The sequence below is a fragment of the Streptomyces flavotricini genome (assembly GCF_020639365.1).
Taxonomy (GTDB): domain Bacteria; phylum Actinomycetota; class Actinomycetes; order Streptomycetales; family Streptomycetaceae; genus Streptomyces; species Streptomyces flavotricini.
The window spans coordinates 5,973,981-5,999,371 of record NZ_JAINUL010000001.1; the positions used below are offsets into that span (position 1 = coordinate 5,973,981).

Annotated in this window: 24 protein-coding genes; 12 read left to right on the top strand and 12 right to left on the bottom strand. The window is 71.2% G+C overall.

Going from position 1 to position 25,391, the window contains the following annotated elements; genetic code table 11:
• Window positions 1-115 precede the first annotated feature (115 nt).
• The gene (locus K7B10_RS27185) at window positions 116-2,572 is read left to right on the top strand and encodes a glycoside hydrolase family 3 protein (RefSeq protein WP_229339960.1); all 2,457 of its coding nucleotides are present in this window, start codon (window positions 116-118) and stop codon (window positions 2,570-2,572) included.
• 73 nt (window positions 2,573-2,645) lie between these two features.
• On the opposite strand, the gene K7B10_RS27190 is transcribed toward K7B10_RS27185, so the two are convergent.
• Complete coding sequence (locus tag K7B10_RS27190) at window positions 2,646-3,554, bottom strand: SGNH/GDSL hydrolase family protein (RefSeq protein ID WP_229339962.1); 909 nt, start codon at window positions 3,552-3,554, stop codon at window positions 2,646-2,648.
• A gap of 250 nt (window positions 3,555-3,804) precedes the next feature.
• Here K7B10_RS27190 and K7B10_RS27195 point away from each other — a divergent pair, with 250 nt between their 5' ends.
• On the top strand, window positions 3,805-4,299 hold the full coding sequence (locus K7B10_RS27195; protein WP_030160508.1) for a DUF3145 domain-containing protein: 495 nt from the start codon (window positions 3,805-3,807) through the stop codon (window positions 4,297-4,299).
• 86 nt (window positions 4,300-4,385) lie between these two features.
• Here K7B10_RS27195 and K7B10_RS27200 read toward each other — a convergent pair whose 3' ends face one another.
• The 5 genes from K7B10_RS27200 to K7B10_RS27220 all read right to left on the bottom strand — a co-directional run bounded on the left by K7B10_RS27200 (window position 4,386) and on the right by K7B10_RS27220 (window position 9,273).
• Window positions 4,386-5,651, bottom strand: a complete 1,266-nt coding sequence (locus tag K7B10_RS27200; RefSeq protein WP_229339965.1) for a beta-ketoacyl-[acyl-carrier-protein] synthase family protein — start codon at window positions 5,649-5,651, stop codon at window positions 4,386-4,388.
• Between the two features lie 79 nt (window positions 5,652-5,730).
• On the bottom strand, window positions 5,731-5,979 hold the full coding sequence (locus K7B10_RS27205) for an acyl carrier protein (RefSeq protein WP_030009997.1): 249 nt from the start codon (window positions 5,977-5,979) through the stop codon (window positions 5,731-5,733).
• Window positions 5,980-6,036: 57 nt separating this feature from the next.
• Window positions 6,037-7,041, bottom strand: a complete 1,005-nt coding sequence (locus K7B10_RS27210) for a ketoacyl-ACP synthase III (RefSeq protein WP_229339967.1) — start codon at window positions 7,039-7,041, stop codon at window positions 6,037-6,039.
• A gap of 19 nt (window positions 7,042-7,060) precedes the next feature.
• A complete protein-coding gene (locus tag K7B10_RS27215; protein ID WP_229339969.1) occupies window positions 7,061-7,978 on the bottom strand; it encodes an ACP S-malonyltransferase in 918 nt (305 codons plus the stop codon).
• Window positions 7,979-8,067: 89 nt separating this feature from the next.
• Window positions 8,068-9,273 carry a PucR family transcriptional regulator gene (locus K7B10_RS27220; protein WP_229339971.1) on the bottom strand — a complete coding sequence of 402 codons (1,206 nt, stop codon included), beginning with the start codon at window positions 9,271-9,273 and terminating at the stop codon, window positions 8,068-8,070.
• Between the two features lie 81 nt (window positions 9,274-9,354).
• Here K7B10_RS27220 and K7B10_RS27225 point away from each other — a divergent pair, with 81 nt between their 5' ends.
• On the top strand, window positions 9,355-10,008 hold the full coding sequence (locus K7B10_RS27225; RefSeq protein ID WP_229339973.1) for a pirin family protein: 654 nt from the start codon (window positions 9,355-9,357) through the stop codon (window positions 10,006-10,008).
• A 12-nt stretch (window positions 10,009-10,020) separates the two neighbouring features.
• Here K7B10_RS27225 and K7B10_RS27230 read toward each other — a convergent pair whose 3' ends face one another.
• A complete protein-coding gene (locus K7B10_RS27230; RefSeq protein WP_229345441.1) occupies window positions 10,021-10,839 on the bottom strand; it encodes a serine hydrolase domain-containing protein in 819 nt (272 codons plus the stop codon).
• A 70-nt stretch (window positions 10,840-10,909) separates the two neighbouring features.
• Between K7B10_RS27230 and K7B10_RS27235 the strand changes: the two genes are divergently transcribed.
• Window positions 10,910-11,305 carry a MerR family transcriptional regulator gene (locus K7B10_RS27235; protein WP_229339976.1) on the top strand — a complete coding sequence of 132 codons (396 nt, stop codon included), beginning with the start codon at window positions 10,910-10,912 and terminating at the stop codon, window positions 11,303-11,305.
• Window positions 11,302-12,321, top strand: coding sequence for an aldo/keto reductase (locus K7B10_RS27240; RefSeq protein ID WP_229339978.1), 1,020 nt, complete (start codon window positions 11,302-11,304; stop codon window positions 12,319-12,321). Before K7B10_RS27235 ends, K7B10_RS27240 begins: the two co-directional genes overlap by 4 nt.
• Window positions 12,322-12,387: 66 nt before the next feature.
• On the opposite strand, the gene K7B10_RS27245 is transcribed toward K7B10_RS27240, so the two are convergent.
• The 3 genes from K7B10_RS27245 to K7B10_RS27255 form a co-directional block, all read right to left on the bottom strand.
• On the bottom strand, window positions 12,388-13,248 hold the full coding sequence (locus K7B10_RS27245; protein WP_229339980.1) for a DUF4429 domain-containing protein: 861 nt from the start codon (window positions 13,246-13,248) through the stop codon (window positions 12,388-12,390).
• A 66-nt stretch (window positions 13,249-13,314) separates the two neighbouring features.
• Window positions 13,315-14,466 (bottom strand): alpha/beta hydrolase, encoded by a 1,152-nt coding sequence (locus K7B10_RS27250; RefSeq protein WP_372481566.1) that lies wholly within the window; start codon window positions 14,464-14,466, stop codon window positions 13,315-13,317.
• 168 nt (window positions 14,467-14,634) lie between these two features.
• Window positions 14,635-15,285 carry a TetR/AcrR family transcriptional regulator gene (locus tag K7B10_RS27255; RefSeq protein WP_229339983.1) on the bottom strand — a complete coding sequence of 217 codons (651 nt, stop codon included), beginning with the start codon at window positions 15,283-15,285 and terminating at the stop codon, window positions 14,635-14,637.
• A gap of 141 nt (window positions 15,286-15,426) precedes the next feature.
• Between K7B10_RS27255 and K7B10_RS27260 the strand changes: the two genes are divergently transcribed.
• Window positions 15,427-17,019, top strand: coding sequence for a DHA2 family efflux MFS transporter permease subunit (locus K7B10_RS27260; RefSeq protein ID WP_229339985.1), 1,593 nt, complete (start codon window positions 15,427-15,429; stop codon window positions 17,017-17,019).
• A 210-nt stretch (window positions 17,020-17,229) separates the two neighbouring features.
• The gene (locus tag K7B10_RS27265; RefSeq protein WP_229339987.1) at window positions 17,230-17,631 is read left to right on the top strand and encodes a peptidase inhibitor family I36 protein; all 402 of its coding nucleotides are present in this window, start codon (window positions 17,230-17,232) and stop codon (window positions 17,629-17,631) included.
• On the opposite strand, the gene K7B10_RS27270 is transcribed toward K7B10_RS27265, so the two are convergent.
• A complete protein-coding gene (locus K7B10_RS27270; protein WP_229339989.1) occupies window positions 17,612-18,442 on the bottom strand; it encodes a potassium channel family protein in 831 nt (276 codons plus the stop codon). The two genes, K7B10_RS27265 and K7B10_RS27270, sit on opposite strands and share 20 nt — an antisense overlap.
• A 97-nt stretch (window positions 18,443-18,539) precedes the next feature.
• A complete protein-coding gene (gene aceE, locus K7B10_RS27275) occupies window positions 18,540-21,272 on the bottom strand; it encodes a pyruvate dehydrogenase (acetyl-transferring), homodimeric type (RefSeq protein ID WP_229339992.1) in 2,733 nt (910 codons plus the stop codon).
• A gap of 445 nt (window positions 21,273-21,717) precedes the next feature.
• Here aceE and K7B10_RS27280 point away from each other — a divergent pair, with 445 nt between their 5' ends.
• The 5 genes from K7B10_RS27280 to K7B10_RS27300 all read left to right on the top strand — a co-directional run bounded on the left by K7B10_RS27280 (window position 21,718) and on the right by K7B10_RS27300 (window position 25,367).
• Complete coding sequence (locus K7B10_RS27280; protein ID WP_030009300.1) at window positions 21,718-22,143, top strand: DUF3052 domain-containing protein; 426 nt, start codon at window positions 21,718-21,720, stop codon at window positions 22,141-22,143.
• Between the two features lie 151 nt (window positions 22,144-22,294).
• The gene (locus K7B10_RS27285; RefSeq protein ID WP_134075355.1) at window positions 22,295-22,753 is read left to right on the top strand and encodes a peroxiredoxin; all 459 of its coding nucleotides are present in this window, start codon (window positions 22,295-22,297) and stop codon (window positions 22,751-22,753) included.
• Between the two features lie 164 nt (window positions 22,754-22,917).
• On the top strand, window positions 22,918-23,493 hold the full coding sequence (locus K7B10_RS27290; protein ID WP_030160471.1) for a TerD family protein: 576 nt from the start codon (window positions 22,918-22,920) through the stop codon (window positions 23,491-23,493).
• Window positions 23,494-23,650: 157 nt separating this feature from the next.
• Entirely contained in the window at window positions 23,651-24,226 is a 576-nt protein-coding gene (locus K7B10_RS27295) for a TerD family protein (protein WP_030160469.1), read from the top strand.
• 25 nt (window positions 24,227-24,251) lie between these two features.
• Window positions 24,252-25,367 carry a DUF475 domain-containing protein gene (locus tag K7B10_RS27300; RefSeq protein ID WP_229339994.1) on the top strand — a complete coding sequence of 372 codons (1,116 nt, stop codon included), beginning with the start codon at window positions 24,252-24,254 and terminating at the stop codon, window positions 25,365-25,367.
• Window positions 25,368-25,391 lie beyond the last annotated feature (24 nt).

Here is a 25,391-nt window from a genome sequence, read left to right on the forward strand (position 1 = left end):
CTACCGGTATGGGGTCCACGATGGGGGACACCCCGCGGCACCGCACCACCCCCGCACCACAACCCCTGCCGCCGGCTCCCGCACGTACGCACGCACTCAACGAGGAGGCACGGCCGTGACCGATGCCGATCAGGTCCGCCACGACGCCGTAGAGGCGGCGCTCGGCAAGCTGGACCTCGACACCAAGGCCCGCCTCCTGGCCGGCCAGGACATGTGGTCCCTGCCCGCCGTTCCCGAGATCGGTCTGGAGTCCCTGGTCATGTCCGACGGCCCCATCGGGGTCCGCGGCGTGCGCTGGACCGCCGACGACCCGTCCATCGCGCTGCCCTCCCCGACGGCGCTCGCCGCCGCCTGGGACCCCGCGCTCGCCCGCCGCGCCGGCCGGCTCCTCGCCCAGGAGGCCCGCCGCAAGGGCGTCCACGTCCTCCTCGCCCCCACCGTCAACCTGCACCGCTCCCCGCTCGGCGGCCGGCACTTCGAGTGCTACTCCGAGGACCCGTACCTCACCGGCGCCATCGGCACCGGTTACGTGCAGGGCGTCCAGGACGGCGGCGTCGGCACCACCGTCAAGCACTTCGTCGGCAACGACGCCGAGACCGAGCGGTTCACCGTCGACAGCGTGATCGCCCCGCGCCCGCTGCGCGAGCTGTACCTGGCGCCCTTCGAGGCCATCGTCGCGAACGCCCACCCCTGGGGCATCATGACCGCGTACAACCAGGTCAACGGCACGACGATGACCGAGAACCGGTACCTCGTCAACGACGTCCTGCGCGGCCAGTGGGGCTTCGACGGGTACAACGTCTCCGACTGGATGGCCGCCCGCTCCACCACCGGCGACATCCTCGGCGGCCTCGACGTGGCCATGCCCGGACCGCAGACCGTCTACGGACCCGCCCTCGCCGGAGCCGTACGGGCCGGCGAGGTGCCCGAGTCCGCCGTGGACGAGGCCGTGCGCAACGTCCTGCGCCTCGCCGCCCGCGTCGGCATCCTGGAGGGCGCCCCCGCCGTCGTCGAGGCCGCGCCGGCCCCGATCGACGGCCAGGCGCTCGCCCGCGAGCTCGCCGCCCGCGGCTTCGTCCTCGTCCGCAACGAGAACGGGGCCCTCCCGCTGGACGCCGCCCCCGGCCGCACCGTCGCCCTGCTCGGCGCCGCCGCCCGCGACGCCCGCGTCCTCGGCGGCGGCTCGGCCACCGTCTTCCCCGAGCGGATCGTCTCCCCGCTGGACGGGCTGACCGGAGCCCTCCCGGACGGCGCCCTGACCTTCGCCGTCGGAGCCGACCCCTCCGAGGAGCTCACCCCCGCCGACAAGGGCTTCGAGCTCCGCGCGGTCTGCCGCGACGCCTCCGGCGCCGTCCTGGGCGAGGGCAGCCTGCCCACCGGCCAGGTCCAGTGGATCGGCGACGACCTGCCCGCGGGCGCCTCGTACGAGACCATGGCGAGCATCGAGGTCACCGGCACCTTCGTGCCGCGCGAGAGCGGAGAGCACGCCTTCGGCACCCGCGGACTCGGCGCGTTCACCCTCGCGGTCGGCGGCGAGACCCTCTGGGACGGTGTCCAGGCGATGGGCAACGAGGCCGACCCGTTCGAGGCCTTCTTCGGCGCCCCCAGCGAACGCGGCCGCGTCGAGCTGGCGGCGGGCGAGGCCGTCGAGGTCTCGCTGACCTTCCAGGTCCCCGACACGAGCACCCTGCCGCTCAAGGCGATCATGTTCTCGCTGCTCCACCTCGGCCCGCAGCGCGACGCCGACGGGCTGATCGCCGAGGCCGTGGCCGCCGCCCGCGCCGCCGACACCGCCATCGTGGTCGTCGCCACCACCGAACGCGTGGAGTCCGAGGGCTTCGACCGGAGCGACCTGCGCCTGCCGGGCCGCCAGGACGACCTCGTGCGCGCCGTCGCCGCCGCCAACCCGAACACCGTGGTCGTCGTCAACGCCGGCTCGCCGGTCGAGCTGCCGTGGCGGGACGAGGTGGCCGCCGTACTGCTGACCTGGTTCCCCGGGCAGGAGGGCGGGGCCGCGCTGGCCGACGTACTCCTCGGGCTCCGGGAGCCGGGCGGGCGGCTGCCCACCACCTGGCCCGCGCGGTTCGCCGACGCGCCGGTCACCGAGGTGACCCCGACCGAGGGGCGCCTGGAGTACGGCGAGGGCCTCTTCATCGGGTACCGGGCGTACGAGCGCCGGGGCGTCGCCCCCGCCTTCCCGTTCGGGCACGGCCTCGGCTACACCGACTGGGCGTACGAGTCCCTTGAGGTCACCGGCACCACGGCCCGGGTCCGCGTCACCAACACCGGCAGCCGGGCCGGCCGCGAGGTCGTCCAGGTCTACCTCGCCCCCGCCGGCGCGGCGTCCGGTGCCGCGGAGCGCCCGGCGAGCTGGCTGGCCGCCTTCGCGGGCGTCGAGGCGGGTCCCGGCGAGAGCGTCGAGGCCGAGATCGCCCTGCCCGCCCGGGCCTTCGAGATCTGGGACGAGGCGGCCGGCCGCTGGCAGCGGATCGGCGGTACGTACGAGGTCCGCGCGAGCCACGCCCACGGCGACACGCGGCTCACGGCGACCCTGGAGCTCCAGGACTCCTGAGGTGGCCGGAAATCACCCATGAACCGGACCGGGGGCGGGCCCTGACACCCGCCCCCGGTCCCCCTGTCCCACGTCAGCGCGGCGGCTCGGCCGCCGTCACCTGGCGGTGCGCCAGCTCCGCGAGCCGGGCCTGCCCGTCCTTGCCCGGGTGGAACCAGTCCCAGTGGCTCAACTGGTCCGCGGCGAACGGGTACTGGAACACCGCGCCGCCGTCGTAGCGGCACAGCCGGTCCTTCGCGCAGACCTCGCGGAGCACCTCGTTGTACTCGACCACCCGCGCCCGCACCTGCTCGCGCCGGGCCGTCGCCCCGGCGGCCGCCGACAGCGGGTCCGCCAGCATCGACTGACAGATCCCCAGCCTCCAGATCTGCCGCACCATCGGCGCGTCCTTGCCCTGTTCCCACAGCCGCTGCAGGTCCGGCACGCTGGAGACGTACACCTGGGAGGTGGGGGAGGCCGCCCGCAGACTGGTGAGGGCCTTCTCGAACCCGGCCCGGAACTCCGCCACCGGCGTCATCGACGAAGCCGTCGGCCGGCAGGCGTCGTTCGAGCCCACCATCACCGTGACCAGATCGGGCCTGTGTTCCGCGGCCGAGGCCAGCTGCCCCGCCAGGTCCGCCATCCGCGAGCCCGTCACCGCGTAGTTCCAGCTGCGCGCCGGCACCTGGGCCTCCCCGAGCAGCCGGGCGGCGAGCGAGTGGACGGCCGGGTCGTTCCCGGTGGCCCAGGAGACCTCGGGGCAGTCCGCCAGCACCGAACAGGCGTCGAAACCCCGCGTGATGGAGTCGCCGACGGCGGCGATCGACGCGGGCGCGGTGTTCCAGCGCGGCCCGGCCTGCGCTCCCCGCTCACCCTCCGTGTCCGACCCGCCCGACTGGCATCCGGTCAGCAACCCGGCCAGGAGGGCCGCCGCCGTGCCCGCGCCCGCGAGGCTCAGGCGCCGGGTCGTGCGCGCTCGGCGTCGCGTGGCGGTGGTGCGCATCGGGTGGTTTTCCTCCTCGTCGCCCCGCGTCCTCCGGGGGCGTCCTGCTGAGTGAATGCTCTGCGTTTGGCGGCCTGGGACCGACCGTACGTCACACCATGACCCCCGGCGCACGGTAGCTTTTTCCCGTGGCGTTTCGGCCGCAGGTCTCGTAGCGCAATGTCAAATAATTTCCGTTACATTACATCACGTCACATACTGTCCGTTTTCTGGAGTTTATTCCCGACCTCGTCCCACACTGGAGGTCCCGGTGACGACACGTGGAGTTCTGTACGTGCATTCCGCCCCGCGCGCGCTCTGCCCGCACGTGGAATGGGCTGTCGCGGGCGTGCTCGGGGTGCGGGTGAACCTCGACTGGATCAGGCAGCCCGCTTCCCCCGGCACCTGGAGAGCCGAGTTCTCGTGGCAGGCCGAAGCGGGCACCGCCTCGAAGCTCGCCTCCGCCCTGCGCGGCTGGCACCTGCTGCGCTTCGAGGTGACCGCGGAACCCTGCCCCACCGCCGAGGGCGAGCGTTACAGCTCCACCCCGGAGCTCGGCATCTTCCACGCCGTCACCGGCATGCACGGCGACATCCTGATCCCCGAGGACCGGCTGCGCGCCGCCCTCGCCCGGTCCGCGCGCGGTGAGACCGACCTGGAGGCGGAGATCGCCAAGCTGCTCGGCAAGCCCTGGGACGACGAGCTGGAGCCCTTCCGCTACGCGGGCGAGGGCGCCCCGGTCCGCTGGCTCCACCAGGTGGTCTGATCCAGGATCAGCGGATCCCGGGGCATGCGGAAAGGGCCCGCCCGGCGAGTGCCGGGCGGGCCCTTCCGTACGTACCGCCTCGCGGACTAGACGGTCCTGAAGGCCAGCGTCACGTTGTGTCCGCCGAAGCCGAACGAGTTGTTGATCGCGGAGATCGGGCCCTCGGCCGGCAGCTTGCGCGGCTCGCCGACGACGATGTCCGCGTCGATGTCCTCGTCGAGCTCGTCCACGTTGATGGTCGCCGGGGCGATCCGGTGGTACAGCGCGAGCACGGTCGCGACGGTCTCGATGCCGCCGGCGCCGCCCAGCAGGTGGCCGGTCATCGACTTCGTCGCGGAGATCGCGATGTGGTCGAGGTCGTCGCCCAGGACCTTGCGCAGGGCCTTCAGCTCGGCCGTGTCACCCTGCGGGGTCGACGTGGCGTGCGCGTTCAGGTGGACCAGCTCGGCCGGGTCGAGACCCGTGTTGTCCAGCAGGTTCTGCACCGCGGCCGCGACACCGCGGCCGGTCGGCTCCGGCTGCGCGATGTGGTGGCTGTCCGCGGACAGGCCCTGGCCCAGCACCTCGCAGTAGACCCGGGCGCCGCGCGCGGCGGCGTGCTCGGCAGACTCCAGGATGACGACGCCCGCGCCCTCGCCGAGGACGAAGCCGTCGCGGGCCTTGTCGTACGGGCGGGAGGCCTGCTGCGGGTTCTCGTTGTTCTTGGACATCGCCATCATGTTGGCGAAAGCGGCGATCGGCAGCGGGTGGATCGCCGCCTCGGTGCCGCCCGCGACGACCACGTCGGCGCGGCCGGTACGGATCATCTCGACGGCGTAGCCGATGGCCTCGGCGCCCGAGGCGCACGCGCTGACCGGAGTGTGCACGCCGGCCTGGGCGTTGACCTCCAGGCCGACGTTGGCCGACGGGCCGTTCGGCATGAGCATGGGAACGGTGTGCGGGGAGACCCGGCGCACACCCTTTTCCTTCAGTACGTCGTACTGGTCGAGCAGGGTGGTGACGCCGCCGATGCCGGAGGCGATCACGGTGCCCAGGCGTTCGGGCATGACGGCCGCGTCCTCGCCCGCCGGGGCGGTGTAGCCGGCGTCGGCCCACGCCTCACGGGCGGCGATGACGGCGAACTGGGCCGAGCGGTCCAGCTTGCGGGCCAGCGGGCGCGGCAGGACCTCACTCGGGTCCACGGCGGCCGGGGCGGCGATACGAACCGGGAGTTCGGCGAAGCGCTCGCCCTCGAGGGGCTTGACGCCGGAACGACCGGCGAGCAGACCTTCCCAGGTCGAAGCGCTGTCGCCACCCAGCGGAGTGGTTGCGCCGATACCGGTGACGACCACGGTGCGATTGGTCGGGCTCACAGGAATTCTTTCTCCACGTCTCAGAGGGTGCTGAATTGTCACGGCGCCACCGCCGGGTGGCGACAAACGCTCGTCAGGCTCAGGCCTGGTGCTTCAGGATGTAGTCCGCGGCGTCGCCGACCGTCTTGAGGTTCTTGACGTCCTCGTCCGGGATCTTGACGTCGAAGCGCTCTTCGGCGGCGACGACGACCTCGACCATGGAGAGCGAGTCGACGTCGAGGTCGTCCGTGAAGGACTTCTCGATCGCGACGTCCTCGGTGGGGATACCGGCGATCTCGTTGACGATCTCCGCGAGACCCTCGACGATCTCTTCCTGCGTGGCGGCCATGTGGCGCTCCTTCTCTAGCTAACTGGGTGAAACGGGGCGGGATGTGGATCCCGGGCCCTAGGGGAGGGTAACGACCGTCGCGGCGTAGACGAGCCCCGCCCCGAAGCCGATGACGAGCGCGGTATCGCCACTCTTCGCAGCTCCGGTCGCCAGGAGCCGCTCCATAGCGAGCGGGATCGAGGCGGCCGACGTGTTGCCGGTGGTCTCCACGTCACGGGCGACCGTGACGTGCTCCGGCAGCTTCAGAGTCTTCACCATCGAGTCGATGATCCGCATGTTTGCCTGGTGCGGGATGAAGACGTCCAGGTCCTCCGCGGTGATCCCGGCCGCGTCGAGCGCCTGCTGGGCCACCTTGGCCATCTCGAAGACGGCCCAGCGGAAGACCGCCTGACCCTCCTGCGTGATGGCCGGAAACTTCTGGTCGCTGTCCGTGCTGCGGTACTCGTCCCACGGCACGGTCTGCTTGATGGTCTCGGACTTGTCGCCCTCCGAACCCCACACCGTGGGGCCTATGGCGGGCTCGTCCGAGGGGCCGACGACCACGGCGCCGGCGCCGTCGCCGAACAGGAAGGCCGTCGCGCGGTCCTCCAGGTCCGTCAGGTCCGACAGCCGCTCCACGCCGATGACGAGGACGTACTGCGCCGAGCCCTCGACGACGAGGCCCTTGGCCAGCGTCAGGCCGTAGCCGAAGCCGGCGCAGCCCGCGGAGATGTCGAACGCGGCCGGCTTGACCGCGCCGATCCGGTGCGCGATCTCCGTCGCGACGGCCGGGGTCTGCTTGAAGTGCGAGACCGTCGAGACGATCACGGCGCCGATCTGCTCGGGCGAGATGCCGGCGTCGGCCAGGGCCTTGCCGGAGGCCTCCACCGACATCGCGGCGACGGTCTCCTGGGGCGAGGCCCAGTGCCGGGTCGCGATGCCCGAGCGGGAACGGATCCACTCGTCCGACGAGTCGATCGTCTCCAGGATGACCTCGTTGGAGACCACGCGGGTCGGTCGGTAGCCGCCGACGCCGAGGATGCGGGCGTACGGGGAGCCCTTGGCAGGCTTGATCTTCGACATGCTGTGTGGACTCCTTCTCTCAGGCCGCGTGCTCGGCGACGAGCGCGGCGGCCTTTTCGAGATCGTCCGGGGTCTTCAGGGCCACGGTCGGCACGCCCTTGAGCGCGCGCTTGGCCAGACCCGTCAGAGTGCCACCCGGGCTGAGCTCGATGATCCCGGTGACACCCAGCTCGCCGAACGTCTCCATGCACAGGTCCCAGCGGACCGGGTTCGCGACCTGGCCGACCAGGCGGGCGACGACGTCGGCGCCCGTGGTGACGACGTGGCCGTCCTTGTTCGAGACGTACTTCAGCTCCGGGTCCGCCGGGGCGAGGGCCTGCGCGGCCTTCTCCAGCGTGGCGACGGCGGGAGCCATGTGGTGCGTGTGGAAGGCGCCCGCGACCTTGAGGGCGACGACCTTCATGGAGCCCTCGGGCTTCTCGGCCACCAGGGCCTCGATCTGCTCCATCGTTCCTGCGGCGACGATCTGGCCCGCGCCGTTGATGTTCGCCGGGGTCAGACCCAGCTTCTCCAGGTGCGCGACGACCACCGCCTGGTCGCCCCCGAGCACCGCGGCCATGCCCGTCTCGGTGACGGCGGCGGCCTCGGCCATCGCCAGACCGCGGGTCCGTACGAACGACAGCGCGTCCGCGTCGGACAGCACACCGGCGTACGCGGCGGCGGTGATCTCGCCGACGCTGTGGCCCGCGACGGCGCCGAAGGCGGTGGCGGAGCCCAGGGCGGAGGCGGACAGGAGACCGGCGGCCACCAGCAGCGGCTGCGCCACCGCCGTGTCGCGGATCTCGTCCGCGTCCGCCTTCGTGCCGTAGTGGGCAAGGTCGAGCCCGATGGCGTCCGACCAGGCGGCGACGCGGTCAGCGGCGCCGGGGAGGTCGAGCCAGGGAGTCAGGAAGCCGGGCGTCTGTGCGCCTTGGCCGGGAGCGACGAGTACGAGCACCCTCACACTCTCTCTTGTGGACGGTCCCCCCCGCCCGTGGGGACAGGGACGAAGAACCGTCGGGGTAATTGTTGATGTCCGACAAAAGTCTAGGACTGCTGATCGCCGTCGGCCAGACGCCCGAGGATCAAGGCGATCCGCAACGTGAACGCGGATCGGACATCGGACGGTGACCAGCCGGTGACGTCGGTCACACGTCGCAGCCGGTAGCGCACCGTGTTCGGGTGTACGAACAGCATGCGCGCCGCCCCCTCAAGGCTGCTCGCCTGCTCCAGGTACACGCTCAGCGTCTCCAGCAACGCCGAGCCCGCCTCTTCCAGCGGTCTGTAGATCTCCTCCACCAACTGTTCCCGGGCGGAGGGATCCGAGGCGATCGCGCGCTCGGGCAGGAGATCGTCCGCCAGCACCGGGCGGGGGGCGTCCTGCCAGGCCGTACAGGCCTTCAGCCCGGCCGCCGCGGCCTGCGCGGACTTGGTCGCGTTCAGCAGATCCGCCACCACCGGGCCGGCCACCACCGGGCCCGCCGCGAACGGCCCGATCAGCGACTTCGCCACCTGGATCGGGTTGTCGCTGCCACCCGCGATCACCACCAGGCGGTCCCCGAGCACGCCCGTCAGGACCTGGAGCTTGTGGTGGCGGGCGGCGCGCCGGATCGCCTCGACCGTCAGCTCGCTGTCGCCCTCGGGCGCGGTGCCGAGCACCACGCACACGTGCTCCGGCGAATTCCAGCCAAGTGCGGCGGCCCGTGACAGCGCGCCCTCGTCGGCCTCGCCGGACAGCACCGCGTTCACGACGAGGGACTCCAGCCGGGCGTCCCACGCCCCGCGCGCCTCCGCGGCCTGCGCGTACACCTGGGCCGTCGCGAACGCGATCTCCCGGGCGTACACCAGCAGCGCCTCGCGCAGGATGGACTCGTCGCCCGGGGCCGCGACCTCCTCGATCGCGGTCTCCATGACCTCGATCGTGGTCCGGACCATCTCCACGGTCTGGCGCAGGGTGATCGCCCGGGTCAGCTCGCGCGGAGCCGTCCCGAAGACGTCCGTCGAGATCGCCTGCGGAGTCTCCGGGTGCCGGAACCACTCCGTGAACGCGGCGATACCGGCCTGCGCGACCAGGCCGATCCAGGACCGGTTCTCCGGGGGCATCGCCCGGTACCACGGCAGGGTCTCGTCCATGCGCGCGATCGCGTTCGCGGCGAGCCGGCCGGAGGACTTCTCCAGTCGGCGCAGCGTCGCGGCGTGCGGATGGGCGGGAGCGGGATGCGCGGGGGAATGCTCACGTTCGGGTTGGGGCACGGGACAAGACTGCCTTATCGGGGCGGCGGCGCGGAGTCCGGTCCCGTGGCGGCCCTCCACCGGGGGGCTACGGTGACTTCCATGATTGACGTACGCCGCGGGGCCGACCGGTACGAAGGCGGGGATCCGGACGCCGGGATCACCACCGCGCACGCCTTCTCCTTCGGCCGGCACTACGACCCGGACAACCTGCGCTTCGGCCCGGTCCTGGCCTGCAACGAGGAGCGGCTCGCCCCGGGAGCGGGCTTCGACGAGCACCCGCACAGCGACACCGAGGTCGTCACCTGGGTCGTCGAGGGCGAGCTCACGCACAAGGGCAGCACCGGCGAGAGCGCCGTGGTCCGGCCCGGTGACGTGCAGCACCTGGCCGCCGGATCCGGCGCCCGGCACGTCGAGCGCAACGACGGCGCGGTGCCGCTGCGCTTCGTGCAGACGTGGCTCGCGCCGCTGGCCGGGGGCGGGGAGCCCGCGTACACGCTGGTCCGGCAGATCGCCGAAGGCGCCCCGTACGAGATCCCCGCGGCCGGGGCCGTCCTGCACGTCCGCCGGCCCGGCGCGGGCGAGCGGGTCGCCGTACCGGCGGCGGAGCGGATCTACCTGCACGTGGTCCGCGGGGACCTGCGCCTGGACGGGGAGGAGCTCGGCCCGGGGGACGCGGCGCGGATCACCGGGGAGCAGGGCCTGGAGATCGTCGCCGGGTCCCCGGGCGAATTGCTGATCTGGGAGCTGCCGTAGAAGCCTGCGGGCTTACCGGGCGGCGAGCTCGGCGAGGACCGCGTCGGTGAACGGCGGCCAGGCCTCCACGGCCCACGGGCCGAAGGCGCGGTCGGCCAGCGCCACGCAGGCGGCGCGGGCGTCCGGGTCCACCCACAGGAAGGTGCCGGCCTGCCCGAAGTGACCGAAGGTGCGCGGCGAGGACGCGGCACCTGTCCAGTGCGGGGACTTCCCGTCGCGGATCTCCAGGCCGAGCCCCCAGTCGTTGGGGGACTGGATCCCGTACCCCGGGAGCACTCCCTTGAGCCCCGGGTGGACCACGGAGGTGGCCTCCGCGACCGTACGCACGTCCAGCAGCCGCGGCGCCTGGAGCTCGGCGGCGAACCGGACGAGGTCGCGGACGGTGGAGACCCCGTCCTTGGCGGGCGAGCCGTCCAGTGTGGTCGACCCCATGCCGAGCGGCTCGAACACCGCCTGGTGCACGTACTCCGCGAACGGGATGCCCGTGGCCTTGGTGATGTGGTCGCCGAGCACCTCGAACCCGGCGTTCGAGTACAGCCGGCGCGTCCCGGGCGCGGCCATCGCGCGGTGCTCGTCGAAGGCCAGCCCGCTGGTGTGCGCGAGCAGGTGACGGACCGTCGAGCCCTCGGGCCCGGCCGGCTCGTCCAGCTCGATCGCCCCCTCCTCGTACGCGACGAGCGCGGCGTACGCGGCGAGGGGCTTGGTCACCGAGGCCAGCGCGAAGCGGTGGTCCAGGGGCCCGTGGGAGCCGGCCAGGCTCCCGTCGGCGCGCACCACGGCCGCCGCGGCGGTCGGTACCGGCCAGTTTTCGATGGTCCGCAGGCTCTGCAGGGTCTCCACGCTCTCCATGCGGCCGAGCCTACTTGCTTGGAGTGCACTCCAAGGTTTTAGCGTGGTCGCCATGAGCCTGACGCAGACGCGGTACACGATCAGCGAGGTCGAGGCCCGGACCGGTCTGACCCAGCACACGCTGCGCTGGTACGAGCGGATCGGCCTGATGCCGCACGTGGACCGCTCCCACTCGGGACAGCGCCGGTTCAGCGACAAGGACCTCCACTGGCTGGCCTTCGTGGGCAAGCTGCGCGCCACCGGGATGTCGGTGGCCGACATGGTCCGCTACGCCGAACTCGTGCGCGAGGGCGAGCACACCGTCGACCAGCGGCGCGAGCTGCTGGAGCAGACGCGGCGCGAGGTGCGTGCGCGGATCGCGGAGCTGAACGACGCGCTCGCCGTACTGGACTTCAAGATCGACATGTATGCCATGGGAACGACCGCGGGGAAGGCGACACAGCAATGACGAAGAACACCACCATCGAGCAGGTCGAACTCGGCAAGGGGGGCCCGCTGGTGGGTGTCCAGGGCCTCGGCTGCATGGGCATGAGCGAGTTCTACGGGGAGACCGACGAGGCCCGCGCCCGCGACACCCTGGAAGCGGCCCTGGCCACCGGGGTCACCCTCTTCGACACCGCGGACAGCTACGGGCGCGGAGCCAACGAAGAGTTCATCGCGCCGTTCGTCACCGAGCACCGGGACGAGATCACCCTCGCCACCAAGTTCGGCATCGAGCGCACCGACGACCCGCAGCACCGGGGCATCCGCAACGACCGCGCGTACATCCGCCGGGCCGTGGAGGACAGCCTGCGCCGGCTCGGGACCGATGTGATCGACCTCTACTACATGCACCGGCGCGACCCGGCCGTGCCGTTCGCCGAGTCGGTGGGCACGATGGCCGAGCTGGTGCAGGAGGGCAAGGTGCGCCACCTGGGGCTCAGCGAGGTCACCGGCCCCGAACTGCGGGAGGCGTACGAGGTGCACCCGATCGCGGCGCTCCAGTCGGAGTGGTCGCTGTTCAGCCGGGACGTGGAGAACACCGCGGTGGGCGCGGCGGCGGAGCTGGGCGTGGCCTTCGTGCCGTACTCCCCGCTCGGGCGCGGCTTCCTGACCGGCTCGTTCGCGGACGCGTCGGCCGACCTGTCGGCGGCGGACTTCCGCCGCTTCCAGCCCCGGTTCAGCGGCGACAACGCCAAGGCCAACGCGGCGCTGCTGGCGCCGGTCCGGGAGATCGCGCAGGCGCACGGGGCGACCCCGGCGCAGATCGCGCTGGCCTGGGTGCAGCAGCGGGCGCAGGTGCACGGGCTGACCGTGGTCCCGATCCCGGGCACCCGCAAGACCGGCCGCCTCGCGGAGAACACCGCCGCCACCCGGATCACGCTGACGCCGGCGGAGCTGGCGCTGCTGGAGCCGATCGCCGCCCAGGTCGCGGGCGACCGCTACCCGGACATGACCTGGACCTCCGCGGGCCGCGAGGGCTGATCCCGCTTCGGCCGACCGCCGCCACCGCCGGGGGGCCTCCCGGCGGTGGCGGCGGTCTTCGGCGGATCAGGCCTCGGCGGTGAAGCGGTCGCGCAGCGCCGCGTACTCGGCGTCCGTCAGCAGGCCGGCGCTGTACAACTCGCCCAGGTGGTGCAGGCGTTCGTCCGTGCGCGCCGCGGGGACCGAGGCCACCGGGGTGCGGCCGCGCAGGGCGGCGAGGACGGCCGCCGCGAACGGCAGCGACTCGTGCACCGGCCCGTACCCGACGGCGAACACCGCGGTCGCCAGGTCGTGGTCGGGCCGCGGATCGGCCTCCTCGTCGCGCAGCAGCAGCCGCAGGTGGCCGCCCGGGTGCTCCGGGGAGCTCCACTCGACCCCGGCCAGCGCGGTCAGCGGGTAACGCTGGTCGCCCGCTTTCCACTTGGTGCCCGTGGCCCCCGTACGTGACCAGTGGAAGGTGACGGCGGAGCCGTCGAAGCCGAGCCGCGCGTCGTACGCCTTCAGCCGGATCGGCGGCTCCGGCGCCCGCACCAGGAAGCGCTCCGCCGGCTCGGCGGCCTCCGGGCCCAGCCGGGCCCGTACGGCGTCCGCGAACTCGGCGGCCTGCCCGGCCCGGTCGGCCGGCAGCACCAGCCGGTACGGGTCGCAGACCTCGCGCAGCTGCCCGGCGGCGGCCTCCAGAAGCGGATCCGCTCCCGTCCGCGGCACGGCGCGCAGGACCACCGCGTCCCGTCTCCCCCCGGATCCGGCCGCGCTCACGCTCACCCCCGCCAACGCCTCGAAGGGGATGCGCCGCTCTCCGAGGGCGTGCAGGAGTCTCGGCGTCCTCGGCGTGCGTATCCCCCGTGAGAAGCGGATGAGCACCGAGTCCGAGTCGAACTCCCAGACGGCATGATTTCCGGCCAGTACGTCACCCATGCGGCACATGGTAAAGGGACGCACCCCTGTGCGTCCCCCTCGGTGCGAAGCCCGTTTTCCAGGGCTCTACACGTGTCAGTCCCCGTCTGTCCCGGAAATTCCACGCCGGCACGCATCGTCGCCGGTCACGCAGGTGACAGAACCGAACGCACCGGTTCCGATTTTGGCGAAGTTGTCCAGGGATCCGGTGCCTGGCTCGAAATAGCCGGTGTGGAGCTTCGCCCCGGCCGAGGACAGCACCCGCGAGCCGAACTCCGGCGACACCGGGTCCGCCCCGTGGCCCACCCCGCCGACCTCCAGGTGCGGTACGTCCGCGATCCAGTCCCCGGAATCCCGCGTCGCCCACACCCGGGCCGAGGTGTGCAGGTCGGCCACCGACCCCGCGCGCATCCCCGGACTGCCGGCCACGACCACGTCGGTCACCGACTCCGGCAGCGCGTGCGCGGCGACCCCGCACACCACCGACCCGTAGCTGTGGCAGAACAGCGCCACGCTCGCGTCCCCGGGCAGCGCCGCCGTCAGGGACTCCAGCCGCACGGCCCCGTCCACCGCCATCCGGCCGGTGGCCGCGTCCATGCCGACCCCGGTCGGCGCGGTGTACCCGGCCCAGGCGATGACCGCGGTCCGGCTGCCGGGAGCCTGCGCGCGCTGGGCCTCGTACAGCGACTGCGCCATGCCGGCGGGCGCGATGAGGCGGCGCTGGGTGCGCTCGAAGGTGAGCACGTCCGTGTCGACGCCGGGGACGATCACCGAGATCCGGCTCGCCCGGTCGAGGTCGCCGAAGACCTCGGCGACGCGGCCGCTGCCGGTCGGGTCGAAGGCGAGGATCTGCCGGCCCGGCTCGGCCAGGGACTCGAAGCGGTGGGCGCGCCGGCCGGCCGTGGTGCGGTCGGCCGGGGTCAGGCTGACGTCCGTGCTGCGGGCCTCCTCCGCGCGCCGGGCCAGCTCCAGACCGCGCAGGTTGGCCCGGTAGCGCAGGGCGGCGGGCGCCCCGTCGAGGTTGCCGACGACCAGGGGGTACCCCTCGGCCAGCCGGGCCCGCTGGGATCCGTCGAGGCCCGCGAAGAAGCGGGCCACCGTCCGTACGGGGGCGTCCGCGGGCGGCACCGGGCGGCCGTCGATCCGGGCCGAGGCCCAGGAGGCCAGGGCCGCGGTCCGCAGGGTGGTGCCCGCGTCGGGGCGGTGCACCGCGGTCCAGCCGGTGGTCGCCAGCATGATGAAGACCACCGCCAGCGCGAGCAGGGTGCGCAGGGCGGCGGGGCGCGGATCGGCGCCGGTGGCGGTGGAGTGGGCGAGGCCGGGCAGGTTCACTGGGACCAGCGTAGGAGACCGGATCCGGCCACGGTGGCCAGGGTGACCGGGTTCACGGCCGACCGTGCGACCCGGTACGGGTGTTCAGCGCCAGTCGGCGGCGAGCGCCGGACCGATCTGGTCAAGGCAGGCCTCGGTCATCCTCCGGATCGAGGCCACGCTGGCGTCCTCGTCCTGCGCCCACAGCCGCCCGGTGACCCTCATCACCCCGGAGAAGGCGGCGACCGCCACCCGGGGCCGCGGGTCCGCGTCCACGTCGAGCCCCTCGCGCTCGGCGATCAGCCGGGCGATCCGCTCCTCCAGCTCGGTGGAGCGGCGCAGGTGCACCGCGAGCAGCGCCGGGGTCGACTCGATGAGCTGGTACGTCCGCATGTAGAGGTCGACCGGAACCACGTCGGAAAGGGCCTCGTCGAGGGTGTCCCATGCGCCGAGCACCGCACCGCGCAGGGCCTCGAAGGGGCCCTCGGCGGGCGGCCGGGCGCGCAGCGCGGCGACGTAGTGCGACTCGACCAGGTCCTGGACGGCGAAGGCGACCTCCTCCTTGTTGGCGAAGTACCGGAAGAAGGTGCGCTGGGAGACGTCCACGGCGTCGGTGATCTCGTCGACGGTGGTGTGCTCGTACCCCTGCGCGATGAAGTGGAGGAGGGCGGCGCGCAGCAGCGCGTCCCGGGTGCGCCGCTTCTTGCGTTCGCGCAGCCCGGGCGCCGCTGCCGGTGCCGGCCGCTCGTCGGTCATCACCGAGGGGTGTCCTTTCCACAGGCGCCGCCTGCTGAATCTGACGCTGAGTGAGCGGTCAGGGTACCTGTGACCGACCTGACAGCCACTGCCGCGTTAAGCCGTTTGTGAAGTGTCAGTCGCTGTCACTAGCCTGTCCGCATGACTAGTCAGATCACCCTCGCCAAGGAATCGGGTCCGGCTCCGGCCCGCACCGGTTTGCGCGGCCACCCCTGGCTGACCCTCTTCGCCGTGGCGATCGGCGTCATGATGGTCACTCTGGACGGCACGATCGTCGCCGTCGCCAACCCCGCCATCCAGAAGGACCTCGGCGCCTCGCTCGCCGACGTCCAGTGGATCACCAACGGCTATCTGCTGGCCCTCGCGGTCTCGCTGATCACCGCCGGCAAGCTCGGTGACCGCTTCGGCCACCGCCAGACCTTCCTCATAGGCATCGCCGGATTCGCCGCGGCCTCCGCGGCGATCGGCTTCTCGTCCGGCGTCCAGTACGTCATCGGTTTCCGCGTGGCGCAGGGCCTGTTCGGCGCGCTGCTGATGCCCGCCGCGCTGGGCCTGCTGCGCGCCACCTTCCCCGCCGAGAAGCTCAACATGGCGATCGGCATCTGGGGCATGGTCATCGGCGCCTCGACCGCCGCGGGGCCCATCGTGGGCGGCCTGCTGGTGGAGAACGTCAGCTGGCAGTCCGTCTTCTTCATCAACGTGCCCGTCGGCGTCCTCGCGCTGGCCTTCGGCCTGTTCATCCTGGTCGACCACCGCGCCGAGAACGCCCCGAAGTCCTTCGACGCGGTCGGCATCCTGCTGCTGTCGGTCGCGATGTTCTCGCTGATCTGGGCACTGATCAAGGCCTCGGAGTGGGGCTGGGGCGATACCCGGACCCTGCTCTTCCTCATCGGCTCCGTGGTCTGCTTCGTGCTCTTCGCGGTCTGGGAGTCGAAGGTCGCCGAGCCGCTGATCCCGCTGGGGATGTTCCGCTCGCTGCCGCTGTCCGCGGGCACCGTGCTCATGGTGCTGATGGCCTTCGCCTTCATGGGCGGCCTGTTCTTCGTCACCTTCTACCTGCAGAACGTGCACGGCATGAGCCCCGTCGACAGCGGCCTGCACCTGCTGCCGCTGACCGGCATGATGATCATCGGATCGCCGCTGGCCGGCGCCGCCATCACCGCCGTCGGCCCGCGGATCCCGCTGGTCACGGGCATGGTCGCGACCGCCGTCGCCTGCTTCGGGATGTCCGCACTCACCCCCGGTACCGGCACCCTGCAGATGTCGCTCTGGTTCGCCCTCCTCGGGGTCGGCCTCGCGCCCGTCATGGTCGGCGCCACCGAGGTCATCGTCGGCAACGCACCGCTGGAGCTCTCCGGCGTGGCGGGCGGGCTCCAGCAGGCCGCCATGCAGGTCGGCGGCAGCCTCGGCACCGCGGTCCTCGGCGCGGTCATGGCCAGCACCGTCGGCAACTCGTTCGGGGACAACTGGGCGCGGGCGGAGCTGCCCGTGCTCACCCCGGAGCAGATGGACCTCGCCGAGAAGGGGGTCCAGGTCGGCATCGCCCCCGTCCAGCCGGGGACCCCGGCCCCGATCGCCGAGTCGATCACCAAGGTCGCGCACGACACCTTCGTCGACGGCATGAGCACGGCCTTCACCGTCGCCGGCTGCGTCGCGGTGCTCGCCGCGGTCGTCGCCTGCTTCACCAAGCGCGGCGAGAACGCCGCCGCCGGGGCGGGCGCGGCGCACATCTGAGCCGGCCCGGGCCACCGGCCCCGACGCCCTCGCACACGCGTCAACCGGGTACGCACGACAGCCCCGCCGGACGGTTCCGGCGGGGCTGTCGCCTATCCGGGTGGACCGGCCCCCGACCCCTTCCGCCCGAGCGTCCTCGCAGGTCAGCGTGGTGTCCGAGGCGCTCCGGAACCGTCCGGGGCGCCGTCGTCCACAAGGAGTTGACCCGTCATGCGTACGAGTTCACCCGCACGGTCCACCACCGTCCTGGCCGCGACCGTCCTCGCCCTCGCCGCGCTCATCCCGGGCACGGAAAGCGCCGCACACGCCGCCGGTCCGCCGCCGGGCAAGGTCCCCGCCTGCGCCACCGGGCAGCTGTGCCTGTGGGCGAAGCCGGAGTTCAAGGGCACCCGCCACGCCCACGAGCTGAGCACCCTGGACATCAACAGCTGTACGGCACTGCCCGCCGGGACCAGCGCCCAGTCGCTGATCAACCGCATCGGACGGCCGGTGACCACCTACCAGTCGGCCGAGTGCGCGGAGACCGGCGAGTTCCAGACCTATCCCGGCGACGGGGTCTGGCTGCCCGAATCGCCCTACCTGGTCAGGGCCTTCAAGGTGTGGGAGCGGTAGCCGCGTCCGCCGCCGGGACCGCTTCGGGCACCTGGGCCGGTACGTCGGCTCCCGCGCCCGGAGCGGCTCCCGCGCCCGGAGCGGTCGCCGACCCGCCGAGGCGCCCGATCTCGGCGCGCAGCGCCCGTACCTCCGCCGCCAGTTCGGCGATCGCGGCGGTCTGCGCCCGCTCCACCCGGTCGTCGCGCTCGAACCGGGAGATGAACCAGGCCGCGATGTTGGCGGTCACCACACCCAGCAGCGCGATCCCCGACAGCATCAGCCCCACGGCGATGATCCGGCCGAGCCCGGTGGTGGGCGAGTGGTCGCCGTAACCGACCGTCGTCATCGTGGTGAAGCTCCACCACACGGCGTCGCCCAGGTTCTTGATGTTCCCCCGGGGGGCGTCGCGCTCCACGCTCAGCACGGCCAGCGAGCCGAACATCAGCAGCCCGACCACCGCCCCCGCCACGTACGTGGTCAGCCGGATCTGCGGGGCCATCCGGGCCCGCCGGCCCACCAGCAGCAGCGTGGACACCAGCCGCAGCAGCCGCAGGGGCTGGAACATCGGCAGCAGCACCGCGCCCAGGTCCAGCCAGTGCGTGCGCACGAAGGCCTTCTTGGCCGTCGACAGGCCCAGCCGCATCAGGTAGTCGGCGGCGAACGCCCCCCACACCACCCACTCGGTGACCGTGCACGCCCGGTGCACGCCCGCGTTCGCGTCGGGCACGACGATCGGCACGGCGTAGGCCACGGTGAAGGCCACGGCGAGCACGAGCAGCGGGGTCTGGCTCCGCCGCTCCCACCGCAGCTGGCGGGAGGGTTCCTTCATACGGAGCATCGTAAGGAACTGGTAAAGCGAAGCGGGCCCCCGGCGCTGCCGGGGGCCCGCCTGGTCCGTCTCGCGCGGATCCCGCCCGGGACGGGACCTACGCGTCGCCGCCCGCGGCGCCCGGGTCGGCCGCCGAGACGTCCAGCAGCCGGTACCGGTCCACCGCCTGCTTCAGCGCGGAACGGTCGATCTTGCCCTGCTTGGCCAGCTCGGTCAGCACCGCCAGCACCACCGACTGCGCGTCGATGTGGAAGAAGCGACGGGCCGCGCCACGCGTGTCCGCGAAGCCGAAGCCGTCCGCACCCAGCGAGGTGTACGCGCCGGGCACCCACCGCGAGATCTGGTCCGGGACGGACCGCATCCAGTCCGAGACCGCCACGAACGGCCCCTCGGCACCCGACAGCTTCCGCGTCACGTACGGGACGCGCTGCTCCTCCTCCGGGTGGAGCAGGTTGTGCTCCTCCACCTCGACGGCCTCGCGGCGCAGCTCGTTCCAGGAGGTCGCCGACCAGACGTCCGCCCGGACGTTCCACTCCTCGGCCAGGATCCGCTGGGCCTCCAATGCCCACGGCACCGCCACGCCCGAGGCCATGATCTGCGCCCCGATGGAGCCCGCCGAGCCCTCGGACACCCGGTGGATGCCCTTGAGGATGCCGTCCACGTCGACGCCCGCCGGCTCGGCCGGGTGCTGGATCGGCTCGTTGTAGACGGTCAGGTAGTAGAAGACGTCCTCCGACTCGGGCCCGTACATGCGGCGCAGGCCGTCCTGGACGATGTGCGCGATCTCGTACCCGTACGCCGGGTCGTAGGCCACACAGCCCGGGTTGGTCGACGCCAGCAGCTGCGAGTGACCGTCGGCGTGCTGCAGGCCCTCACCCGTCAGGGTGGTCCGGCCGGCGGTCGCACCCAGGACGAAACCGCGCGCCAGCTGGTCGGCCATCTGCCAGAACTGGTCACCCGTGCGCTGGAAACCGAACATCGAGTAGAAGACGTAGACCGGGATGAGCGGCTCGCCGTGCGTCGCGTACGCCGAACCCGCGGCGATCAGCGAGGCCGTGCAGCCCGCCTCCGAGATGCCGTCGTGCAGCATCTGGCCGGTCGGGGACTCCTTGTACGCGAGCAGCAGGTCGCGGTCGACCGCCTCGTACTGCTGGCCCAGCGGGTTGTAGATCTTGGCGCTCGGGAAGAACGCGTCCATGCCGAACGTGCGGTACTCGTCCGGGGCGATCAGCACGAACCGCTTGCCGATCTCCTTGTCCCGCATCAGGTCCTTCAGGATGCGCACGAAGGCCATCGTCGTGGCGATCGACTGCTGGCCCGAACCCTTCTTGGCGGCCGCGTACGTCTTCTCGTCCGGCAGCTGCAGCGGCTTCGCCCGCACCACGCGGGTCGGCACGTAGCCGCCCAGCGAGCTGCGCCGGTCGTGCATGTACTGGATCTCCGGCGAACCCGGGCCCGGGTGGTAGTACGGCGGGGCGCCGTTCTCCAGCTGTGCGTCGGTGATCGGGATGTGCAGGCGGTCGCGGAAGCGCTTGAGGTCGTCGACCGTCAGCTTCTTCATCTGGTGCGTCGCGTTGCGGCCCTCGAAGTTCGGGCCCAGCGTCCAGCCCTTCACCGTCTGCGCCAGGATCACCGTCGGCTGGCCCTTGTGGGCCTTGGCCGCCGCGTACGCCGCGTAGATCTTCTTGTGGTCGTGGCCGCCGCGGCCCAGGTGCAGCAGCTGCTGGTCGCTCATGTTCTCGACCATCGCCCGCAGCCGCTGGTCGTCGCCGAAGAAGTGGTCGCGGATGTACGCGCCGGTCTCGGTGGCGTACGTCTGGAACTGGCCGTCCGGCGTCGAGTTCATCTTGTTGACGAGGATGCCGTCTCGGTCCTGCGCCAGCAGCGGGTCCCAGGAGCGGTCCCAGATGAGCTTGATGACGTTCCAGCCGGCGCCGCGGAACTGCGACTCCAGCTCCTGGATGATCTTGCCGTTGCCGCGCACCGGGCCGTCGAGCCGCTGCAGGTTGCAGTTCACGACGAAGGTCAGGTTGTCCAGGCCCTCGCGGGCGGCGATCGACAGCTGGCCGAGCGACTCCGGCTCGTCCATCTCGCCGTCGCCGAGATACGCCCAAACGTGTGACTTCGAGGTGTCCGCGATCCCGCGCGCCTCCATGTACCGGTTCATCCGGGCCTGGTAGATCGCGCCGAGCGGACCGAGGCCCATCGAGACGGTCGGGAACTCCCAGAAGTCCGGCATCAGCCGCGGGTGCGGGTAGCTGGACAGGCCGTACGGGGCCTTCGACTTCTCCTGCCGGAACGCGTCGAGCTGCTGCTCGGAGAGCCGGTCCAGGAGGTAGGCGCGCGCGTAGATGCCGGGGGAGGCGTGGCCTTGGAAGAAGATCTGGTCGCCGCCGTCGCCCTCGTCCTTGCCCCGGAAGAAGTGGTTGAAGCCCACGTCGTAGAGGGAGGCGGAGGAGGCGAACGTGGCGATGTGACCGCCGACGCCGATCCCGGGACGCTGGGCGCGCGAGACCATGACGGCCGCGTTCCACCGGGTGGCGTTCAGGACCTTGCGCTCGATCTCCTCGTTGCCGGGGAAGAACGGCTCGTCCTTGGTGGCGATCGTGTTGACGTAGTCCGTGCTGCGCATCTCGGGCACGGCCACGCGCTTCTCGCGTGCCCGTTCGATCAGCCGCAGCATCAGATAGCGGGCGCGCTCACGGCCCCGCTCGTCGACGGCTGCGTCCAGGGAGTCGAGCCACTCCTGCGTCTCCTCCGGATCGAAGTCCGGGACCTGGCTCGGCAGGCCGCCAATGATGATCGGATTGCGATCGGATGCGGAAGCCACGCTGTTCCTTCGCTGTCAGGGGAGTCGTGCCATGGGGTTTCGCCGCCTCCCATCGTCTTACGCTCGGTCGGAATCGTCACCCGTACCACTGGGTAATCACTGGAGTCCGCGGAGATTCGGGCGCCGTGAGCGTCAGGTCCGGCCGATCGCCACCCTACGCCCAGGAAGATCGGCGGGCTCGCAAGACCGTTCGTCCCTCAAACAGGTAGGAAAGCCGCCGAGCGTCGCCGATGATGCCGAATGAGCTGGAATGGTGTGGGATGAATCACCAGACGTGCATACGGGAAGGCTGAAAGTTGCGGCGAGACGGCCGTAATCGTCACCGTTTCGACGGTCTCGACGGCCGGGTACTTGCGCGATCCGCCGCGCCCGTGTGGACTACGCCCAATGCTGCGCGTACGCGCGCCGCCGAAGACATTCACCGAACATGAGCAGGAGGCACCCCGTGAGCGCGACCGCGGACCACGCGGAGAGCCTGGCCGCCCGGCTGGGTTTCCAGTCCGAACAGGTGGTCCAGGAGATCGGCTACGACGACGACGTCGATCAGGAATTCCGTGACGCCGTCGAGAAGCTCGTCAGCGAGCTCGCCGACGAGGACTACGACGACGTCGCCGACGCGGTGCTGTTGTGGTTCCGCGACGAAGACGGCGATCTGACGGACGCCCTGGTCGATGCGACCGAGCTGGTCGAGGACGGCGCACTGATCCTGCTGCTGACCCCCAAGACGGGCCGTGACGGCTACGTCGAGGCCAGCGACATCAGCGAGGCAGCCGAGACGGCCGGCCTCTCGCTTGCCAAGGGCCTGCCCGTCGGCAAGGAGTGGACCTCCACCAAGCTGGTGACGCCGAAGGCCGCCAAGGCCAAGCGCTGAGCCGTTCCCCCGCAGCCAAGCGGACACGCACCCCGCCCGCCGGATTCCCTTCCGGTCGGCGGGGTGCGTGCGTTCCGGGGCCCCGGCCCCCCTAGGCTGGACCCACCCGAACAGCCCAACGCAGGGATGCAGGAACGAAGGGATGCGAGAGATGGCGATCGAGGTCGGCAGCAAGGCCCCGGACTTCGAGCTCAAGGACAACCACGGCGCCACCGTGCGGCTCTCCGACTTCCGCGGCGAGAAGGCCGTGGTGCTGCTCTTCTACCCGTTCGCCTTCACCGGTGTCTGCACCGGCGAGCTGTGCGAGCTGCGCGACCAGCTGCCGCGGTTCCAGAACGACGACGTCCAGCTCCTCGCGGTCTCCAACGACTCCGTGCCGACCCTGCGCGTCTTCGGCGAGCAGGAGGGCCTGGACTACCCGCTCCTCTCGGACTTCTGGCCGCACGGCGAGACCTCCCGCGCGTACGGCGTCTTCGACGAGCAGAAGGGCTGCGCGGTCCGCGGCACCTTCATCATCGACAAGGACGGCATCGTGCGCTGGACCGTCGTCAACGGCCTGCCCGACGCGCGTGACCTGAACGAGTACATCAAGGCCCTCGACAGCCTCTGAGGAGTCTCCGGGAGCGCCCGGGAACCCGCTTCGGGCGGGTTCCGTGAACTGTTCACCGGGAAAGACGCCGACAGGCGGGAACCCGTCACTAGGATCGAAGCGTTGATCCCGGTAGAAACCGCACGACGGGGCGCCGCCCCACACATGAACCCAATGGAGGACCCGTGGGAGTCAGCCTCAGCAAGGGCGGAAACGTCTCGCTGACCAAGGCCGCGCCGAATCTGACGGCGGTCATCGTCGGTCTGGGCTGGGACGCTCGCACCACCACCGGTGTCGACTTCGACCTCGACGCCAGCGCGATCCTGACCAACGACCAGGGCAAGGTCGCCAACGACTCGAACTTCGTGTTCTTCAACAACCTGAAGAGCCCGGACGGCTCGGTCGAGCACACCGGTGACAACACCACCGGTGAGGGCGAGGGCGACGACGAGGCGATCAAGGTGAACCTGGCCGGTGTCCCGGCCGATGTCGCCAAGATCGTCTTCCCGGTCTCGATCTACGAGGCCGAGAGCCGCCAGCAGAGCTTCGGCCAGGTCCGCAACGCGTACATCCGCGTCGTGAACCAGGCCGACAACAGCGAGCTCGCCCGCTACGACCTCTCCGAGGACGCCTCGACCGAGACCGCCATGGTCTTCGGCGAGCTGTACCGCAACGGAGCGGAGTGGAAGTTCCGCGCCATCGGCCAGGGCTACGCCTCCGGCCTGCGCGGCATCGCGCAGGACTTCGGCGTCAACGTCTGAGCCTGCCAGCAGTCACCCGTCCGGCGCCGTGCACTGTGTGTACGGCGCCGGACGTGCTTTGCGACGGTGCACCGCAGAGGTGCACCGCCGAGATCCACCGGCGGCCCGCCACGCGGGGCGCGCCGCGATCACCACGTCGTCCGGGGAGGACCACAACATGGGCGTCACACTCGCCAAGGGGGGCAACGTCTCCCTGTCCAAGGCCGCACCGAACCTCACCCGGGTCCTGGTCGGTCTCGGATGGGACGCGCGTTCGACCACGGGGGCCGATTTCGACCTCGACGCCAGCGCGCTGCTGTGCCGCGACGGCCGGGTCCTCGGGGACGCGTACTTCGTCTTCTACAACAACCTGAAGAGCCCCGAGGGCTCCGTCGAACACACGGGGGACAACCTCACCGGCGAGGGTGAGGGCGACGACGAATCGATCATCATCGACCTGACCAAGGTGCCGGTCGAGGTCGACAAGATCGTCTTCCCGGTCTCGATCCACGAGGCGGAGGCCCGCCGGCAGAGCTTCGGCCAGGTCAGCAACGCCTTCATTCGCGTGGTCAACGACTCGGACGGCCAGGAACTGGCCCGCTACGACCTCACCGAGGACGCCTCGAGCGAGACCGCGATGATCTTCGGGGAGGTCTACCGGTACGGCGGCGAATGGAAGTTCCGGGCGGTGGGGCAGGGGTACGCGTCGGGGCTCCGGGGCATCGCTCTAGACTTCGGGGTCAACGTTTCGTAAAGCCGTACAAGACGATGGGGTGCCAGTGGTTCTCAAAACCTTCGGCTGGTCGTTCGCAGTCACTGCGCTCGGTCTGGTCGCAGCGGTGTTCTACGGGGGGTGGACCGCGTTCGGGATCGTCGCGATCCTGTCCATCCTTGAGATCTCGCTGTCCTTCGACAATGCGGTGGTCAACGCCGGAATCCTGAAGAAGATGAATGCCTTCTGGCAGAAGATCTTCCTCACGGTCGGCGTGCTCATCGCCGTGTTCGGCATGCGCCTGGTCTTCCCCGTCGTGATCGTCGCGGTCACCGCCGGCATCGGCCCCATCGAGGCCGTCGACCTGGCGCTGAACGACAAGGACATGTACCAGCAGCTGGTCACGGACGCCCACCCGGCGATCGCGGCCTTCGGCGGCATGTTCCTTCTGATGATCTTCCTCGACTTCATCTTCGAGGACCGGGACATCAAGTGGCTCGCGTGGCTCGAGCGCCCGCTCGCCAAGCTCGGCAAGATCGACATGCTGTCGGCGTGCCTCGCGCTGATCGCCCTGCTGATCACGTCCATGACCTTCGCCGCCAACGCCCACCAGCACGGCGGGACGCACGTGGACAAGGCGCAGACCGTCCTGGTCTCCGGCATCGCCGGTCTCATCACCTACATGATCGTCGGTGGTCTCTCCGGCTACTTCGAGAACCGCCTCGAAGAAGAGGAAGAGGCCGAACACGAAGCCGAGGAAGCGGCCAAGAAGAGCGGCAAGCCCGTCTCGGCCGTCGCCATGGCCGGCAAGGCCGCCTTCTTCATGTTCCTCTACCTCGAAGTCCTCGACGCCTCCTTCTCCTTCGACGGGGTCATCGGCGCCTTCGCCATCACCAACGACATCGTGCTGATGGCCCTCGGCCTCGGCATCGGCGCCATGTACGTCCGGTCGCTCACGGTCTACCTGGTCCGCCAGGGCACCCTCGACGACTACGTCTACCTGGAGCACGGCGCGCACTACGCCATCGGCGCGCTCGCCGTCATCCTGCTCGTCACCATCCAGTACGAGATCCACGAGGTCATCACCGGCCTCGTCGGCGTGCTGCTCATCGCCTGGTCCTTCTGGTCCTCGGTGCGCCGCAACAAGCGTTTGGAACTGGAGGGTTCCACCGCCGAGGCATGATCACGGCGCTAATGCGGAACGCTC

What these genes read in the sequence shown, in the direction of transcription:
- K7B10_RS27255 (WP_229339983.1), bottom strand. Translation starts at nt 15,285, where the DNA reads ATGACCGACGAGCGGCCGGCACCGGCAGCGGCGCCCGGGCTGCGCGAA.
- K7B10_RS27205 (WP_030009997.1), bottom strand. Translation starts at nt 5,979, where the DNA reads ATGGCCGCCACGCAGGAAGAGATCGTCGAGGGTCTCGCGGAGATCGTC.
- K7B10_RS27240 (WP_229339978.1), top strand. Translation starts at nt 11,302, where the DNA reads ATGACGAAGAACACCACCATCGAGCAGGTCGAACTCGGCAAGGGGGGC.
- K7B10_RS27225 (WP_229339973.1), top strand. Translation starts at nt 9,355, where the DNA reads ATGATTGACGTACGCCGCGGGGCCGACCGGTACGAAGGCGGGGATCCG.
- K7B10_RS27285 (WP_134075355.1), top strand. Translation starts at nt 22,295, where the DNA reads ATGGCGATCGAGGTCGGCAGCAAGGCCCCGGACTTCGAGCTCAAGGAC.
- K7B10_RS27235 (WP_229339976.1), top strand. Translation starts at nt 10,910, where the DNA reads ATGAGCCTGACGCAGACGCGGTACACGATCAGCGAGGTCGAGGCCCGG.
- K7B10_RS27210 (WP_229339967.1), bottom strand. Translation starts at nt 7,041, where the DNA reads ATGTCGAAGATCAAGCCTGCCAAGGGCTCCCCGTACGCCCGCATCCTC.
- K7B10_RS27295 (WP_030160469.1), top strand. Translation starts at nt 23,651, where the DNA reads ATGGGCGTCACACTCGCCAAGGGGGGCAACGTCTCCCTGTCCAAGGCC.
- K7B10_RS27260 (WP_229339985.1), top strand. Translation starts at nt 15,427, where the DNA reads ATGACTAGTCAGATCACCCTCGCCAAGGAATCGGGTCCGGCTCCGGCC.
- K7B10_RS27270 (WP_229339989.1), bottom strand. Translation starts at nt 18,442, where the DNA reads ATGAAGGAACCCTCCCGCCAGCTGCGGTGGGAGCGGCGGAGCCAGACC.
- K7B10_RS27190 (WP_229339962.1), bottom strand. Translation starts at nt 3,554, where the DNA reads ATGCGCACCACCGCCACGCGACGCCGAGCGCGCACGACCCGGCGCCTG.
- K7B10_RS27265 (WP_229339987.1), top strand. Translation starts at nt 17,230, where the DNA reads ATGCGTACGAGTTCACCCGCACGGTCCACCACCGTCCTGGCCGCGACC.
- K7B10_RS27245 (WP_229339980.1), bottom strand. Translation starts at nt 13,248, where the DNA reads ATGTGCCGCATGGGTGACGTACTGGCCGGAAATCATGCCGTCTGGGAG.